The sequence below is a fragment of the Micromonospora sp. NPDC048930 genome (genome assembly GCF_043197935.1).
Classification (GTDB): domain Bacteria; phylum Actinomycetota; class Actinomycetes; order Mycobacteriales; family Micromonosporaceae; genus Micromonospora.
In genome coordinates, this window is sequence record NZ_JBICUB010000009.1 from 1 (window position 1) to 15533 (window position 15533).

The window sequence follows — 15533 nt, forward strand, 5'->3', positions numbered from 1 at the left end:
GAACAACCGCACTCGCCCTACTTCGGCTCCGCCGACTCGACGATGCTGTTCGTGATCCTTCTCGACGAGTACCACCGGTGGACCGGCGACGACACGCTTGCGAAACGGTTCGAGATGGAGGCCCGCGCGGCACTCGACTGGATCGACACCTACGGCGACCTGCTCGGCACCGGATACGTGTGGTACCAGACGCGCAACCCAGAGACAGGATTGCAGAATCAGTGCTGGAAGGACTCCTGGGACTCGATCTCCTACGCCGACGGCCGGCTGCCCGGCTTCCCGAGAGCCACCTGCGAGTTGCAGGGGTACGCCTACGACGCGAAGATGCGCGGCGCCCGGCTCGCCCGGCTGCTGTGGGACGATCCCGCCTACGCGCAGCGGCTGGAACACGAGGCGGCCGAGCTCAAGGACCGGTTCAACCGCGACTTCTGGGTCGGCGACGGACGGTACTACGCCCTGGCCCTGGATGCCGAGGGCGGGCAGGTCGATGCCCTGTCCTCCAACATTGGGCATCTGCTCTGGAGCGGCATCGTCGACCAGCAGCGGGCCGCGGACATCGTCGGCCACCTGCTCGGGCCGCGGCTGTTCTCCGGCTGGGGAATCCGTACCCTCGCCACCGGCAACGGCCGCTACAACCACCTCGGATACCACGTCGGGACGGTGTGGCCGTTCGACAACTCGATCATCGCCTGGGGCCTGTGGCGGTACGGGTTCCGGGAGGAAGCCGCCATCGTTTGCCAGGCGATGCTCGACGCCGCCCGATACTTCCAAGGCCGCCTTCCGGAGGCGTTCGCCGGATACGATCGGAAGCGAACGAAGTACCCCGTGCAGTACCCCACCGCCTGCAGCCCGCAGGCGTGGTCCGCCGGAACGCCGCTGCTGCTCATACGGGTGATGCTCGGCCTGCAACCCCACGGTGACCATCTCGTCGTCGACCCGGCGCTTCCCGACAGCATCAACCGCATCGAACTGCTGGACATCCCCGGCCGGTGGGGAGTCGTGGACGCCCTCGGCCGCCGACGACCGGACACCAACCACAACGAACGAGACAGCGCCTCCCGAAGCTGATGAAAGGGCCGGCACCGGCCAAAGGAGGGTGAAGCGGTGAAGACCGCCAACGAGATCTTCTTCTACGAGCTCGCGGCCATGCAGGACCTGGAACACCAGGCGCGTTCCATTCTCGGTCTCCTGATCGGCACCCGCATCCAGGACAGCACGCTCAAACGCATCATCGAGGACATGGCCGACGCCAGCGAGCGCCACTCCGACCGGATCGACGCCTGCCTGCGGGATCTCGGCACCGCACCCCTGCACACCCGATCCGCGCCCATCCGCGGAGTCGAAAGCGACTTCCAGGACTTCCTCCGCACCCCCCACAACGACGCCATCCGTGACCTGTTCGCCCTCAACGCCGCCCAACGCATCACCAAGCTCGCCATCGCCGGCTACGAACACCTCACCGACTGGGCCACCACCATCGCCGCCGTGACCTGCACCCAGTGCCTCCTCAAGAACCTCGTCGAAAAGACGGAAACCTCACAACAGCTGAGAAAGCTCAACCAAACCCTCAGCGAACAACTCCTCGCCACCACCACCTGAACCCACCTGAACCGGCCGAAACCCCGTCCCCCTCCTCCCCGCCTACCCCACACCCGGATGTCAGACCACGACTGCTCGTGCCCGGGCGGTTCCCCCCGGGCTGGCGCGGCAGGGGCCGAAACACGTCGCGATCGATAGAATCACCGTCTCGACGGTACGGCCGCCGGGGTGCCGTTCCGGCTGCTGGCCAAGGACCGGGCGCTGGCGGTGTTCGAGGAACTCGATCCGGTGGATCAGCAGGCCATCCTTGCCGGGCCGCGAGATCAGGCGTTCCGTGAGCTGGTCGAGGGGATGGACCCGGACGACCGGGCGAGGATGCTGCGCGAAGCGCCGGCCAAGGTCGCCGAGCGGGTCCTGTCGGGGTGTCGGCGCACGAGCGGCAGATGACCGCCGCGCTGCTGGGTTATCCGGCCAGGTCGGTCGGGCAGGTGATGACACCGGAGGTGGTGGAGTTTCCCTGGCAGCTCACGGCCGGACAAGCGCTGCAAGCCGTGCGGTACAGGGGCGCGCAGGCGGAGACCGTCTACGCCTTGCCGGTGGTCGACACAGGTCGCCGCCTGGTCGGGTGACCGGGGTGCGCGACGTGGTGCTCAGCCCGCCCGGGCGGCCGGTGGCCGAGCTGGTCGACACCGGGTGCCGCGGTGATCTGGCGTGAGGCCCGGGTGGCACTGCTGCTCGGCGCGCTGCTGGCTCTGGTGGGCCTGACCGTCGGCGCTCTGGTCGTGGGTGGGAAGATCGCTCTGGTCGTCGGCATGTCCCTGGTGGTCATCTGCGCTCGGGCGGCCACCGTTGGCGCGGCCATGCCGCTGCTGGCCAAACAGCTGCGTGTCGACCCGGCGGTGGTGTCCGCCCCGATGGTCACCACCCTCGTCGACGCCACTGGACTGATCATCTATCTCCTCGTCGCGCCCGCCGTGCTCAACCTGTGACGGCCCGCGCGCGACGCCACCGTACCGCGTCGGGCACACTGATCGGCTGTGAGCCCGACAGCGCCGCAACCGGTACCGGAGCACGCTGCCGCGGACCGGCGGTGGTTGACCCCCGGCGTGGCCGGGATCGGCGCGGCGAGCTGCCTGGCCGACGTCGGTCACGAGGTGCCCACCGCGCTGCTGCCGTCGCTGCTGACCTCGACGCTGGGTGCGCCGGCGGCGCTGGGCGCGATCGAGGGCGTGTCCGACGCGGCGCGGCCCGATTCGCCGGCGGCGCCCTCGCCGACGACCCGGCTCGCCGGCGGACGGTTGCCGTCGGCGGGTACACCGCCACGGCGGCGCTGGCGGCCGGCACAGGCGCGGCAATGTCGGTGTGGCAGGTCGGTGCGCTGCGCGCCGAAGCGTGGGCGGCGCGTGGGCTTCGGGTGCCGGCGCGTAACGCGCTGCTGGCCGACATCGTGCCCGCCTCCGCGTACGGGCGGGCCTACGGGTTCGAGCGGATGATGGACAACCTCGGCGCGATCGCCGGGCCGCTGCTGGCCCTGGGCCTGGTCGCCGCGGTCGGCACCCGCTGGGCGATCGGCCTGTCCGTCATCCCCGGCCTGCTGGCAGCAGCGGCGATCGTCTACGCGATCCGCCGTGCTCCGACGGCCGAGCCCCGCCCACGGGTACCGCTGCGGATCCGGGTGCGGCCGGTGCTACGCGGCGACCTGGGCCGGCTACTGGCGGCGGTGGCGGCATTCGAAGTCGGCAACGTCGCCGCGACCCTGCTGATTCTCCGGGCCACCGAACTGCTCAGCCCCGACCGCGGGCTGCGGGCCGCCACCACCGTGGCGCTGGGGATGTACGTCGCGTACAACGTGGCCGCGCGGCGGCCGCGTCAGTGCCCGCCGGTCGTGCCGCCGACCGGCTCGGCCAGCGCGGACCCGTCCTCGTTCTCACCGTCGGCGTAGCCGGGTTCGCCGCCGCGTACGCACTGCTCGCTATCCCCAGCCCGGGCCTGTGGGCGCTGGTGGTGCCGTTTCTGCTCGCCGGTGCCGGTATCGGCGCCGTGGAGACCGCGCAGCACGCGGCGATCGCCGCACTGGCCCCACCGCAACTGCGGGGGTCGGCGTTCGGGGTGTTGGCCACCGTGCAGTCGCTCGGCAACCTCGCGGCCTCCGCCGCCGCCGGCCTGCTGTGGACGGCCGTCTCGCCCACAGCCGCGTTTGGTTACCTGATCGGATGGATGCTGCTCGCGATGGCCGGGCTGCTGCTGGTGGCCCGCCCGCGGAGGCATGCGTAACCCCAACGACCACCGGTCACCAGGCGCCAGGAGGGCGGCCTTCCGGAGGGCACGCCGCAGCGTGTCCATCGGCGCTGCCCCCGGACATGCGCCTACCCTGCCGGTACAGCCGACAGGCCAACGCAGGCCCCTGGCCCGGCTGAGGGAACACATCCCGCCCTCAAAGAATATGCTGGGTGAGCTCCAGGACGCCAGCGTTGTTCGTCTGCAGTCGGTAAGCGAGCGCCAGTCGCAGACGGAGTGTCGGCGGCGCCGGTCGTAGAAGTCGGTGATCCAGGCAGCGGGCATCGGTGCGGGGTCCGGAACCGGCGACGGTGGACGTACTCAGGTGCAGCTTCGAGGCCAGCTGCCGCACTTTCCGGCTGGCGCTGCGCCGGCGGTCGCGAAACCGAGTCCGGGTGGCGCCACCGGCGGCCTTGGCCCGCGCGACGATCCGGCTCATCTTGCCGATCGCCTTGGCCAGGAGCCCGGAGTCGGTCGGGTTCAACGTCGGCCGACACCACGGTGGTGTCGGCCCGCACTCTTCCCAACCGGATCAGTTTCTGCTCGTTCGCCTTGACCAGCAACGCCTCGTTCAGCTGCGCGACCACGTCCGCCCCGCACCGGCTGGTGGTCTTCATCAGGGTGGTCGGGTGCGGCACCACAACGTCGATGTCGATGCGGCAGAACCGCCGCCAGGAGATCGAGCCGGCCACCTCCCGGCACAGCGTCTCGTAGCCGAGCTGGTGGCGGTGCTTGAGGAACATCAGCCGCAGATAGGTCTCCACCGGCACGCTCGGGCGACCCAGCCGGGCGTCGAAGTGCTCCCGGAACGGGGCGAAGAACCGCTCGTCGTCCAGCAACTCATCAACCCGCTCCAACTCCGCCGGAAGCCGCAGGCACACCTCCGGCAGCACCGACTCCCACAACGACGGCTGCACGTTGCGCGTACGAAGCATCAGATCCCCTTACGCCGCCCCGACCTCCCCACCGTGACCAACGACAACGAGGCCAGCGACGCAGCGCGCAACCAGCCTCGTCGATCTATTTTTTTCAGGTCGAAGTAGCTAGACGGTGAAGGTGGAGAAGGTGGCCTCGGCGGCGTCGAAGCACGATCCGTCTCGGCCCATCGACTGGCGTACCTTACAGCGGGCGCAGGCGCGGGCGAAGTCGGCCAAAGTGCACTCGCCCTCACTGCTGCGGTCGCTGTGGAAGACCACGTCGGCGACAATGCCGCCACGGCGACGGCGGCCAGGGTTCAACGCCGCCACGAACAGGCCGGCGCCATGGCGCTCGCCCCTCGCGGCGGGTCATCGCCTTGGGCTTCCCCGCGCCCTCGCGGTGGCCGCAGGCGGGCGGAACCTGGAGGGGGCCCGAGGGGATGCTGGTCCCACCTGCCTGCGGCGGAGCCGCGCGGCAACACGGCTCCACTGAAGTGGCGTCACGGCTGCGGGATCCGTTACGGCCGCAGGGCCGCGGCCTGAATGGGGCACGTCCGCACTGGTGACAGAGGGGACGACGATCGCAGAATGGTCTCTGCAGCTCAACGCCCGTGACGGCGACGTGACCATCTCGGGGTGGACGGCTCGGCGGTGGTGCCGCGCCGCCGGGACCCCGACGGCGGCTGGGGCTTGGCCATCATCGAGGCTGTGGGCCACGCGTGGGGTGTGGACAGCCCCGACGACGGCGGCAAACGCGTCTGGGTCCGCCTGATGAGACCGCCCGTCCCGCCAGGTGAGTAGCGCTGCCAGGTTTTCCGCCGTGACCACGCGGACGCAGGAGGACTGGGGAGCACTGGGGCGGACCCTGTAGCACCCCGGCGGACTGGTAGCAAGACCCGGTGGCGATCCGTAGCGAATTGGGGGTTGACTCGACAAGGGTTGTCGAGGCGTACTGGATACACGTTCCCGCAGCGCCGGCCGGCGCGGTCGGCCACACAGCAGCGGGCAGGCACCCCCACAACCGGGGTGCCTGCCGTTGTTCGTATCGACGCCGCGGGGCGTGGAGAGATCGGAGGCCCCACATGAAGGATCGTCTGTCGGCGAGCTGAGCCGCCGCACCACCCCCGGCGCCTCTGCGCCGCTGCCGGTGGTGAGTCCTGATCTTTGTGGCTCGGCTTTGCCGTCCGCCCGATGTCCGCGCGTTGACCGCAGCCTGCTGTGCGGGTTGTGGCGACGCCTGCTGTCCTGGTGCCTGCCCCTGCGCGGGGTCTGGCGTGTTCGTTGACTCGACCACAGTGACTTTTGTCGTCCCCTGCACCTACGAGGGTCCGCCCGGCCGGGCGTCACCCGGCAGGGTCGCGCCCGCCCGGGAACTGACCGGAGCCGGGCAGGCGCGACCTGGGACGGAACCCTAACCGCGTGAAGCCGAACCCTTCAACCACCTGTTTGGAGCAGAACGTGACCTCACACGACAACCCCCTGGAGGCGGCGGCTGCCGTCGCGGCCCGCCTTCACACGACAACGCCGAACGCGGCCGTGCACGCGCCGCCTGAACCCAGGTGGTGGGCCGTTGGCGGCACCTGACCAACGTGACCCCGGCTCACCCGCCCGGGGTGGGCGCGGGGCGGGAGCGGTGGGAGAACCGCGCCCAGGTGACGATCATGCTGTTGATCGGCGGCGCTGCCGGCGCGGCGTCGTTCACGCATGTGCATGACGTCGCCGCCGGGCACGGTCAGCCGGGCTGGCTGGCCTGGGCCGACGCCGTCGTCCTCGAACTGACCTCGATCGCCGCCGGTCTGGAGTTGCGCCGCAAGCGGCGCCTGGGCAAGAGCGTCGCCTTCCCCGCCACGGTGCTCACTGTGGCGGTGCTGCTGTCCCTGGCAGCGCAGGTGGTGGAGGCGGAGGCGTCGGTGATCGGCTGGATCGCCGCCGCCCTGCCGGCGCTGGGCTTCCTGGCGATGGTGAAGATCGCCCTCGGCCGCGCCGACACCGCCCCACCCCACCCGACCGCCCAGCCCGCGCGTGGATCGGCGCTGACCGTCGACGCGTCGGTCCCGGATACCCGCCCGCCGGTCCCCGTCACCGCCGCCGAGGGCCGGGACTCCGCGACCGCGGTCCCCGTCGTCGCGGACCAGCCTCCGGCGGTCCCGGACCGCCGGGACGACGAGGCGTCGACCGGCGAGGGCGGTCCGGAGGTCGCCGCGCTGGTCCCGGCCGCCCGGACCGCCGCCCGCACCCTCACCGCCGCCGGGACACCGCTGTCCCGCAAGGCCCTCGCCCAACAGCTCCGCGCGGACGGGCACCAGTTGTCCAACGCCACCGCCTCCGCCCTCGTACGCGTCCTACGCGCCGAAACCACCCCGCCAGTACCAGACCTGTCACACCAAGAGGCCGCATGACCGAACCCCGAGTGTCGGCTTCGGTCAGACCGAGCCGCTGTCAGACCAGCGTCAGCGCCTGTCAGCAGGCCCGCGAGCTGACAGATGCTGACCGAGCCTGCCAATCGCTCCCGCCCGCTGCGGCGGCGGGCGCACCGACCTCACACCCACTCGCACCTGCGACCTTGGAGCAACAACGATGATCACCCCGCACCGGGAACCTCACCAGCGTCACCGGCCCGACTCACACCCACTCTCACCGCACCGTCACGCCGAACCCGGTATGCCCGACGGTGTAGGAGTCAGCGTCGATCTCCGTTCTACCGTCCGTCTTGATCCTGACCCCCAACCTGACCCCCCACAGCCGCTCACAGCCCAGGTCAACCCCGCTGTCACCGGTCTGGGACCGCTCCAGACGGACCCTCCAGTCTCGGGTCTCCCCCCAGGGGCTTGCGCTCATGGGTAAACACCTACCGACCGCCGATCCACTGCTGCGCCTGCAGGCCAGCATCACCGCCCGCGACGACCGCCTCCTGGGCTGGCTCTACGACCACGGCGTCCTCACCACCGACCAGATCGCCGCCGCCCTGTTCCCATCGCTGGACTTCACCCAACGCCGGCTGCGCCGCCTCACCGCCCTGCGGGCAGTCGACCGGTTCCGACCCAACAAGCCTGATGGAGGCTCGCACCCCTACCACTACGTCCTGGACCAACTCGGCTACGACCACGTCCACGCCCAACGCGGACTCCCGCGAGGCCGCCGGGACCAGGCCCGCCGCCGCAAACAGTCCCTGACCTCGCGGCCGGACCTGCCGCACCTGCTCGGCGGCAACCAGGTCTTCATCGACCTCGCCGCCCACGCCCGCACCCACCCCGACACCAGCCTGGTCCGCTGGCAACCCGCATCCGCCTACCACGAACCCGGCACCCTCTACCGCGAAGGCGGCGACCCGCAGATCATCGTCGCCGGAGCGACCGGGTTTCCCCGCCCGGACGGCGCCGGGGTGTGGACCGAGCGGGGACGGTCCGTGCCGTTCTTCCTCGAGTACGACACCAGTGGTGAGAGCCTGCAGGTCCTCATCGACAAGGTCATCAAGTACGAGCGGCTGTACACGATGAGCACCTGGGCGTGGCCGGTGCTGTTCCACCTCCCCTCCGCACGACGGGAGGCGAACCTGCACCACCGCATCGCCGGCATCGACCTGGAAACGGTCCTCGCCACCACCACCGCCGACCTGCGCGCCGCACTGCACGCCAGCCCCGCCGAGCAGGTCTGGCAACTGGTCGACCGCGCCGGCCGTCACCGCCTCATCGACCTGCCCTACACCGACACGCGCCACGACACCGAGTTCCCCACCCACACCGCGCCCGACCAGGAAGACCGGGCCGCCTGATGGGGGCGCGGCGGAGCACACGGCCCGCGCGTACGGGCGGCTCACTCGCGCACACGCCGCCGAACCCGCCCCCGCCCGCCCCAACCCGGGGCAGCCGTCACCGCCCGCCCTGCGGCCCTCACCGAGGCGACCAGGCCGGGCTGCGCGCCGGGCGGCAGCGCAGCGGCAGTGCCCGCAAGCTGTCACCGTCTGTCACCGGACGCGATTCGGCGACAGACCCCGCGACCGCCCTGGCCTACTCACACCAGCCGCTTACCGCTGTGAGTCGCTGTGAGTGGCGCACGTCTTCACTTCCGCGGCAACCGGAGTTACAGTCCGCGGCCCTTCACCGACGCCGACCCGCCGCCGTCCGCAGGCTGGGCGATCCGGCGATCGATCGTCAACGAGTTCCTACCACCGCGAAGGAGACGCCCATGGCCCGACACGTCGACCTCACGCCACGAGCCGTCCTGGGAGGGACATGGCCACACGCCGTGACCAGACATCACGCGCGAACGCACCACATCCGTCGCCGCCGACCCCGCCCACGCGGACAACCGACGGCGAGGCCCCGACCGCACACCCCGACACCGAACCTCCGGCTCTGCCGGGAACGCTGTCGATGGCCCTCTACCTGACCGACCCCGCCACCGAAACCGAGATCCAAGCCCTCGCCGCCGAAGCCGGCCTCCCCACCGTCGACCAAGCCGCCACCCTCGCCCGCCTGCTCCGTTTGCACCAACCCGCGCCGCCACGCGCCGTGTGACCTGCGCCCGCCTTAACAGGCGGGCGCAGCCTCCTTCACCCGAACGTCGGCCGAGTGAGCATCCATCGCCGGGGAGACCTGCGCCGTGCGGCGACACTACGATGCGGGTCGTGGACACCCCACGCCGACGCGAGCACGCCTCCTGCCTGCCGCCTGAGCTGCGTGACCAGGAGATCGCGCCCGAGCAGATGTTTGCCGAGCCGTGCTCCGGTTACGGGACCGTCTACGTGCACAAAGGCCGCGACCTGCACCGCCGTATTGTCTGGTTCGCCACATGGGTCGACGAGATCACCGCCGACACCGCCGGCATCGATCAAGTCGAGGGCACCCGCGAGACCGTCCTCGCCTGGGCCCGCTCCCGGCCCGCCGCCGCCCACCTGATGCCCCGCCGCCGGCGGGCCGGGGTGGGTGCCGCTGCCCGACACCGACGACGACATCGATCTGCCACCCCTCGCCGATTGACACCGCCGGCTCATTGCGTTCAGACGCCACGCCGACGCGCAGAGCAACCTTCAGGTGTCACCCAGCACCTCGCCGCGCTCGCAACCCCCTCTCCTGCCGGCGGCGGGGTGCGGAGCGAGGGATCATGGACCTGACGATCATCACCAGCGGCGAGGGCCCGCTCGTGCGCCTGAGCTTGACCGGTCGCCTCGGCGCAGACGCCAGCGGACTCGTGTACGACGCCGTTCTCGCCGCGCTGGGCGTCGACACCGTCCGGTACGTCGACCTCGACCTCACCGGCCTCGGCCGCTTCGATGCCGCCGCCACCAGCACGCTGGTGGCCTGCCATCGGGCCGTGCACGTGCGCGGCGGCATCGTGCGGCTGGTCAACATCCCGCCCGCGGTGCGGCGGCAACTGTTCACCGCTGGACTGCTCGGTCTGCTCGACGGCGACAGCAGCACCGTGCAGGTCCCGGCCCGGCCTGCGTAGCCGGCGGGGCCGGGACCTGCTGGCTGGCGTTCAGCCGACGGAGGTTGTGGGTGGCCTCCACATGGTCCACAGGGTGGGCCCGAAGGGCAGGGTGATGGGCGTTCGGAGTGTGTAGCCGAGGCGTAGGTACAGGTCGCGGTTGTGTTCGTTGCTGGCTTCGAGGTATGCGGGTGTGCCGGTGCGGTCGAGCAGGTCGTGGTGTGCGGTGAGCAGGGTGGTGCCGATGCCGGTGCGGTGGCGGGTGGGGTCGACGGCGACGAAGGCGAGGTAGTGGTGGGGTTCGCGGGGGTGGGCGGCTTCGAAGGTGGCGTCGAGCAGGCCGAATCGGGGTGTGTAGATGCCGGTGGCCTGTGCGAGGTCGTAGTCGGCGGATGATGGTGGCGGTGGTTGGGTGCGGTCGTACCAGATGGCGACGGCGGACAGGTCGGTGGTGGTGTCGACGTGGCCGTGTTGCAGGCCGCGGTGCAGCATCAGGGCGAAGTAGCGGTGGTAGACGGTCCGACGGTGGGCGAGGTTGGGGATGAGCCAGTCGCCGACCGGTCCGGGCATGAACGCCTCGGCGAGCACGGTGGTGAGCGCGGCGGCGTCGTCGTGGGTGGCGCGGCGGACGGTCACCGCCGGTGTGTGGGTGGCACGAGGGACTCCCTGCGCTGGGGCTAGACGGGTTGACGGAGGGCGGGGTCGCGCAGCGGCGCGGCGACGCTGGCCGCGCCGAGGCCGATCGCGGCGTACGCGTCGGGTCGGAGGGTGCGCAGCAGCAGCGCCCAGAGCAGGCCGGCGAGGCCGGCGGCGGCGTAGGCGGCGGGGAACGCCCAGCGCAGCGGGTTGGTGGCGTCGACGCCGAGGAGGGTGTCGAACTCCTGCAGGGTGACGGCGAGGATCGCGCCGAGAGCGAGAGTGGCGGCAAGCGGGGCGATCCAGGTGCGCCACGCGCTTTCGCCGTGGTCGGTGGTGGCGAAGAATCCGATGACGGCGGCGGAGGTGACGGTCATGAGGATGAGCACGCCGAGTCCGCCGGTGACGGTGATCCAGAAGAACAGGTGCACGATCGGGTCCGCCCCGGCCAGCGCGTAGCCAGCGATCACCGCGAGGGCGAGGAGGCTCTGGGTCAGCGAGCCAGCCTTCGGCGCGCCGGTGCGGCGGCTGGTGCGGGCCAGCACGGCGGGCAGGACGCGTTCGCGGCCGAGGGCGAACAGGTAGCGGGCCACCGTGTGGTGGAACGACAGCAGGGCGGCGAACAGGCTGGTGATGAACAGCAGCCGGCCGATCGTGACGACGGTGTCGCCGAGGTGCGGGGACACGAGGTTGAAGATGAGGTCGGTGCCCTCGGTGCGGGCGGCGGCGACAATCTGGTCGGGTCCGGTAGCGACCGACATGGCCCAGGCGGACAGGCCGTAGAGCAGGCCGGTGACCGCGACAGCGATGTAGGTGGCTCGGGCAACCGTGCGACGGGGGTCCTTGGTCTCCTCGGAGAACACGACGGTGCCTTCGAAGCCGACGAATCCGGTGATCGCGGTGACCAGCGCCGCTCCGATACCGGCGGCGACGATGTGCGACGGGGCGAGCGTGTTGAACGTGAGGCTGCCGTCGGCGGGGCGGGTGAGCATGACGGTGTCGAAGAGCAGGGCGACGGCGCACTCGCCGATGAGCATGACGGCCAGGACCTTGCCGTTGAGGTCGATGCGCAGCACACCGAGGACCGCGACCACGGCCCAGCCGGCCAGGGCGCACACCCACCAGGCGATGTTCAGGCCGTAGCGGGCTTGCAGGAACTGGGCCAGGACCGCGCCGAAGCCTCCGTACAAGCCGATCTGCATCGCGTTGTACGCCAGCAGCGCCACGAACGCTGCGGCCACGCCGCTCGGGCGGCCGAGTCCCCGGGCGACGTAGGTGTAGAACGCTCCGGCGTTGACAATGCGCCGGGACATCGCCACGTAGCCGACCGCGAACAAGGCCAGCACCACGGCGACGACGAGGTAGGCCACGGGAATGCCGGTCACGCCGGTGACCGCGTAGCCCGTGGTCGCGCCGCCCGCGACCACCGTCAAAGGTGCGGCGGCGGCGATGACGAAGAACACCACAGAGGGAATGCCGAGCCGGCCACGCGCCAGTACGGCTGACACGGTGTCCGGCGGGTTGTGAGTCATGAGGTCTCTTTCCATCGGGGGTTAGGGGTGTGTTAGCCGCGCGGGTCGGGCGCGGCGGTTCAGGTGCGGTGGGTCAGGACGCTGTTCCCGATCGCGGTGCCGAGATCGGCCAGCAGGTCCCGCAGGGCGGGCCAAGCCCCGTCCAGCAGCGCGCGCAGGTGCGCTCCGGCGGCGTAGGGGGCGCCGTCGAGGACGTACCGGTCCAGGCCGGTGTGCGCCACCAGCCCGGCGAGGGCCAGGTCGAACGGGTCGAGCTGCTCGTAGCGGCGCAGCTTGAACGACAGGCGCGCGGACGGCCACGCGGCGGTGTTGATGTCGGTGGGCAGGTAGACGACACCGTTGCGCCACAGCCGCCGCGTCTGCTCTGGCCGCACCTTGCCGGCCTGCCACATCCGCTGCGCGACCTGCTCGGTGGCGGTATCCGCGACGAAGGCTAGCCACACCTGGGTGGAGGTGTGCTGCGACTGCGCCACCAACCGGTCCAGGATCAGGTGCTGCAAGGCGTCCGCCGGTGGCCGCGCGTCTAGTACTCCAGCCGCACTTCCGTTGGCCACGTTTATGCAGCTAGGACCGCAGATGCGGATCAGGCGTCAGAGTACACGATCGTCCATCGTAGACTTCCGCACTCGTGGCGGTAGGTGATCTTTCGGGGTGGGCGGCGGGTCTGGATGACCTGTTGGCGCGGATCGCTGGCCGGTTTCGGCGGGTGGAGCCACGACGGCGGGCCCGGGCGTACGTGCTGGGCCTGTTGTCGCCGCTGGCCGGCAAGAATGGCTGGACCTTGGCCGAGGCGGCCGGGGAGAATACACCTGACGGTATGCAACGGCTGCTCAACAGGTCGGCGTGGGACGCCGACGCGGTCCGCGACGACCTACGCGACTACGTCGCAGAGCATCTCGGCGACGCCGACGGCGTTCTGATCATCGATGAGACGGGGTTCCTGAAGAAGGGAACGAAGTCCGCCGGTGTCCAACGCCAGTACTCCGGGACCGCCGGCCGGACCGAGAACTGCCAGCTCGGTGTGTTCTTGGCGTATGCGTCAGCGCGCGGGCGCACCTTGGTCGACCGAGAGCTGTATCTACCGCAGGGCTGGTGCACCGATAAGGCTCGGCGGACCGAAGCCGCGGTACCCGCAAGGGTGCGGTTCGCAACCAAGCCGGCGCTGGGGTTGCAGATGCTGCACCGCGCACTGGACGGGGGGCTTCCGGCCCGGTGGGTGACCGCCGACGAGGCCTACGGCAAGGACAGCAAGTTCCGGCTGTGGCTGCAAAGCCGGCGCATGGGCTATGTCCTGGCCGTGGCTTGCAACCAGAAGATCCCAACCGACGGCGGCAGCGCCCGCGCCGACGAACTGGCCGCCGCCGCCCCTGTCCCGACCTGGAAGCGGCGCAGCTGCGGCGACGGCGCCAAGGGACCCCGCCTGTTCGACTGGGCCGTCGCCACCCTGCCTGACACGGGCACCGCCGACCACGGATTCACCCGCTGGCTGCTCATTCGCCGGTCGATCACCGACCCGACCGAGCACGCCTACTACCTGTGCTACGGACCGGCCGGCACCAATAACGAGGAACTCATCCGTGTGGCTGGCACCCGGTGGGCCATCGAGGAGTGCTTCCAGACCGCCAAGGGACAGGTCGGCCTGGACGACTACCAGGTGCGCCGCTACGACGCCTGGTACCGCCACATAACCCTGGCTATGTGCGCGCACGCCTTCCTCGCCGTCACCGCCACTCAGGCGCAAAAGGGGGCACCGCCGACCGGGCCGGGCTCGTCCCCCTCAGCCTCGCCGAGACTCGACGTCTCCTGGCACACCTGATCACCCACAGACGAACCCGCGACCACATCAATCGATGGTCATGGTGGAGGCGCCGCCACCAGTTCCGAGCCAAAACAAGCCACTACCAGCGAAGACAACGACTCAGCGAAGTGCGGCTGGAGTACTAGGACCCGCACCTGCCCCCGATCAAAGGTCACTCGGCCTGCCTCATGCAGCTCCAGCAGCAACGCGGCGGCCAAACCCAGACCCACGCCGGCGGCGTGCAGGCGCGGCCGACCCGACTGATCGTCATGGGTGACGAAGAAGAAGTCGTCCGCCAGGCGCGCCGGACGCGCCGGTGCCGTCCCGACGACCCGGGCGGGCCGCTGGCCCTCGTCAGGCTGCACATGGCGAGGGGAGTGCTGGTAGGTGGTGTCGTCGGGAGGGTTCACCGGAGGCCGCCTTCGGTGCTCGACTGGTTCTCGACGGCGAGGAGGGTGGCCCAGACGACCGGGTTGCCTGCGGCTGCTTGATCGGCCGGTGCGCCGGCGTCACCAGCTGGGCCGGCGGGGACCCCGGCGCTGTTGTCGGGGCTGGCAGGACCGAGCCCGATGGGGTCGAATGGTTCGTCACCCACCGGTAAGAACCACTTCATGCGTCTCGTCGTCCGCCCTCGCCGGTTGGCGGAGATGGTGCAGCAGGTGTGCGGTGCGGTAGCCGGCGGGTTTGGGAGGGCCGGGGTCCGGCTGGCGGGCAGCGGCTCAGGCATCGGATGCTCCAACGGACTTCTGCGCGTGGACGAGGAGGCAGCAGGTGCCGTCGCCGCCGGTCGGCGCGTTGATCGCCTCGATGTGCAGGCATCGCAGCCCGGCCGCGCGGACGGCGGCCTTCCAGCCCTGCGGACCGGACAGCCATCGGGCGACGGGCACGTGGCTTCCGTCAGCCAGTCGCATCACGGCGCGGCGTGGGCCGAGCCAGCGCGGGTCGGGCACGGAGAACAACAGCCGGCCGCCCGGACGCAGGTGCTGGGCGATCAGCGGCAGGAGCTGCTCGGGCGGGCAAAGCCCGACCGCTCCGAAGATGGAGAAACAGATGTCCAGCGGACGGGTGCGGGTGAGAAAGGCACGCGCGTCGCCGCAGTGGAACCGGATCGGCAGGTGTCCCCAGCGGGTGCGCGCTCGGCTGATCTGTGCGGGTGCGAGGTCCACGCCGATGCAGTGGGCGCCCTGCACGGCCAAGGGCGCGATGTTGTCGCCGTTGCCGCAGCCGAGTTCGGCGACGGTCAGTCCGCGGACGTCGCCGAACAGCTCGGTGCCGGGGCCGTGCCCGGGGTACTGCGTCCACTCGACCCGTCCGGGTGCCATCGGTCGGTCGTGCGGCAACGCGAGGCGCGCCTGCCGGTCCCACGCCTGCCGGTTGATCGTCGTGGAGATGCTCGCGCGCATGAGG

General features: G+C 70.8%; 18 protein-coding genes and 2 pseudogenes. 13 read left to right on the top strand and 7 right to left on the bottom strand.

All coding sequences use genetic code 11. The features are described 5' to 3' along the window. The 7 genes and pseudogenes from ACGFI9_RS23060 to ACGFI9_RS23090 form a co-directional block, all read left to right on the top strand. A partial coding sequence (locus tag ACGFI9_RS23060) for an amylo-alpha-1,6-glucosidase (RefSeq protein ID WP_393180790.1) occupies positions 1-1068 on the top strand: 1068 nt, incomplete at its 5' end. A gap of 36 nt (positions 1069-1104) precedes the next feature. Then, positions 1105-1599: a ferritin-like domain-containing protein gene (locus ACGFI9_RS23065; RefSeq protein ID WP_393180792.1), complete on the top strand. Its 495-nt coding sequence runs from the start codon at positions 1105-1107 to the stop codon at positions 1597-1599. Positions 1600-1761: 162 nt separating this feature from the next. Further along, a pseudogene (locus ACGFI9_RS23070) lies at positions 1762-1986 on the top strand (magnesium transporter MgtE N-terminal domain-containing protein); the annotation flags it as partial. Beyond that, the gene (locus tag ACGFI9_RS23075; protein WP_393180794.1) at positions 1983-2168 is read left to right on the top strand and encodes a hypothetical protein; all 186 of its coding nucleotides are present in this window, start codon (positions 1983-1985) and stop codon (positions 2166-2168) included. The pseudogene ACGFI9_RS23070 and the gene ACGFI9_RS23075, both read left to right, overlap by 4 nt. A gap of 72 nt (positions 2169-2240) precedes the next feature. Then, complete coding sequence (locus ACGFI9_RS23080) at positions 2241-2528, top strand: magnesium transporter (RefSeq protein WP_393180795.1); 288 nt, start codon at positions 2241-2243, stop codon at positions 2526-2528. 101 nt (positions 2529-2629) lie between these two features. Beyond that, positions 2630-3481 (top strand): MFS transporter, encoded by an 852-nt coding sequence (locus ACGFI9_RS23085; protein WP_393180797.1) that lies wholly within the window; start codon positions 2630-2632, stop codon positions 3479-3481. Further along, complete coding sequence (locus ACGFI9_RS23090; protein WP_393180799.1) at positions 3412-3813, top strand: MFS transporter; 402 nt, start codon at positions 3412-3414, stop codon at positions 3811-3813. Before ACGFI9_RS23085 ends, ACGFI9_RS23090 begins: the two co-directional genes overlap by 70 nt. Positions 3814-4138: 325 nt before the next feature. Here the strand turns inward: ACGFI9_RS23090 and ACGFI9_RS23095 are convergent. Both ACGFI9_RS23095 and ACGFI9_RS23100 read right to left on the bottom strand, forming a co-directional pair. Continuing rightward, a pseudogene (locus tag ACGFI9_RS23095) lies at positions 4139-4751 on the bottom strand (transposase); the annotation flags it as partial. Between the two features lie 108 nt (positions 4752-4859). Further along, entirely contained in the window at positions 4860-5012 is a 153-nt protein-coding gene (locus ACGFI9_RS23100; RefSeq protein WP_350754073.1) for a hypothetical protein, read from the bottom strand. Between the two features lie 1310 nt (positions 5013-6322). Between ACGFI9_RS23100 and ACGFI9_RS23105 the strand changes: the two genes are divergently transcribed. The 5 genes from ACGFI9_RS23105 (at position 6323) to ACGFI9_RS23125 (ending at position 10181) form a co-directional block, all read left to right on the top strand. Further along, on the top strand, positions 6323-7132 hold the full coding sequence (locus ACGFI9_RS23105; RefSeq protein ID WP_393180801.1) for a DUF2637 domain-containing protein: 810 nt from the start codon (positions 6323-6325) through the stop codon (positions 7130-7132). 437 nt (positions 7133-7569) lie between these two features. Continuing rightward, positions 7570-8505, top strand: a complete 936-nt coding sequence (locus ACGFI9_RS23110; protein ID WP_393180803.1) for a replication-relaxation family protein — start codon at positions 7570-7572, stop codon at positions 8503-8505. 601 nt (positions 8506-9106) lie between these two features. Further along, positions 9107-9250: a hypothetical protein gene (locus tag ACGFI9_RS23115; RefSeq protein ID WP_393180805.1), complete on the top strand. Its 144-nt coding sequence runs from the start codon at positions 9107-9109 to the stop codon at positions 9248-9250. A gap of 110 nt (positions 9251-9360) precedes the next feature. Continuing rightward, positions 9361-9846, top strand: a complete 486-nt coding sequence (locus ACGFI9_RS23120) for a hypothetical protein (protein ID WP_393180807.1) — start codon at positions 9361-9363, stop codon at positions 9844-9846. Then, positions 9837-10181: an STAS domain-containing protein gene (locus tag ACGFI9_RS23125; protein WP_393180809.1), complete on the top strand. Its 345-nt coding sequence runs from the start codon at positions 9837-9839 to the stop codon at positions 10179-10181. Before ACGFI9_RS23120 ends, ACGFI9_RS23125 begins: the two co-directional genes overlap by 10 nt. Positions 10182-10211: 30 nt before the next feature. Here the strand turns inward: ACGFI9_RS23125 and ACGFI9_RS23130 are convergent, their stop codons facing one another. The 3 genes from ACGFI9_RS23130 to ACGFI9_RS23140 are packed head-to-tail and all read right to left on the bottom strand — an operon-like array spanning position 10212 to position 12882. Further along, a complete protein-coding gene (locus ACGFI9_RS23130) occupies positions 10212-10796 on the bottom strand; it encodes a GNAT family N-acetyltransferase (protein ID WP_393180811.1) in 585 nt (194 codons plus the stop codon). A gap of 41 nt (positions 10797-10837) precedes the next feature. After that, positions 10838-12328 (bottom strand): APC family permease, encoded by a 1491-nt coding sequence (locus ACGFI9_RS23135; RefSeq protein WP_393180813.1) that lies wholly within the window; start codon positions 12326-12328, stop codon positions 10838-10840. Positions 12329-12387: 59 nt separating this feature from the next. Next, the gene (locus ACGFI9_RS23140) at positions 12388-12882 is read right to left on the bottom strand and encodes a GPP34 family phosphoprotein (RefSeq protein WP_393180815.1); all 495 of its coding nucleotides are present in this window, start codon (positions 12880-12882) and stop codon (positions 12388-12390) included. Positions 12883-12956: 74 nt separating this feature from the next. Between ACGFI9_RS23140 and ACGFI9_RS23145 the strand changes: the two genes are divergently transcribed. Next, a complete protein-coding gene (locus tag ACGFI9_RS23145; protein WP_393180817.1) occupies positions 12957-14144 on the top strand; it encodes an IS701 family transposase in 1188 nt (395 codons plus the stop codon). 38 nt (positions 14145-14182) lie between these two features. Here the strand turns inward: ACGFI9_RS23145 and ACGFI9_RS23150 are convergent, their stop codons facing one another. After that, positions 14183-14536, bottom strand: coding sequence for a GPP34 family phosphoprotein (locus tag ACGFI9_RS23150; protein WP_393180819.1), 354 nt, complete (start codon positions 14534-14536; stop codon positions 14183-14185). Between the two features lie 309 nt (positions 14537-14845). Next, on the bottom strand, positions 14846-15529 hold the full coding sequence (locus tag ACGFI9_RS23155; RefSeq protein ID WP_393180821.1) for a class I SAM-dependent methyltransferase: 684 nt from the start codon (positions 15527-15529) through the stop codon (positions 14846-14848). Between the last annotated feature and the right edge of the window lie 4 nt (positions 15530-15533).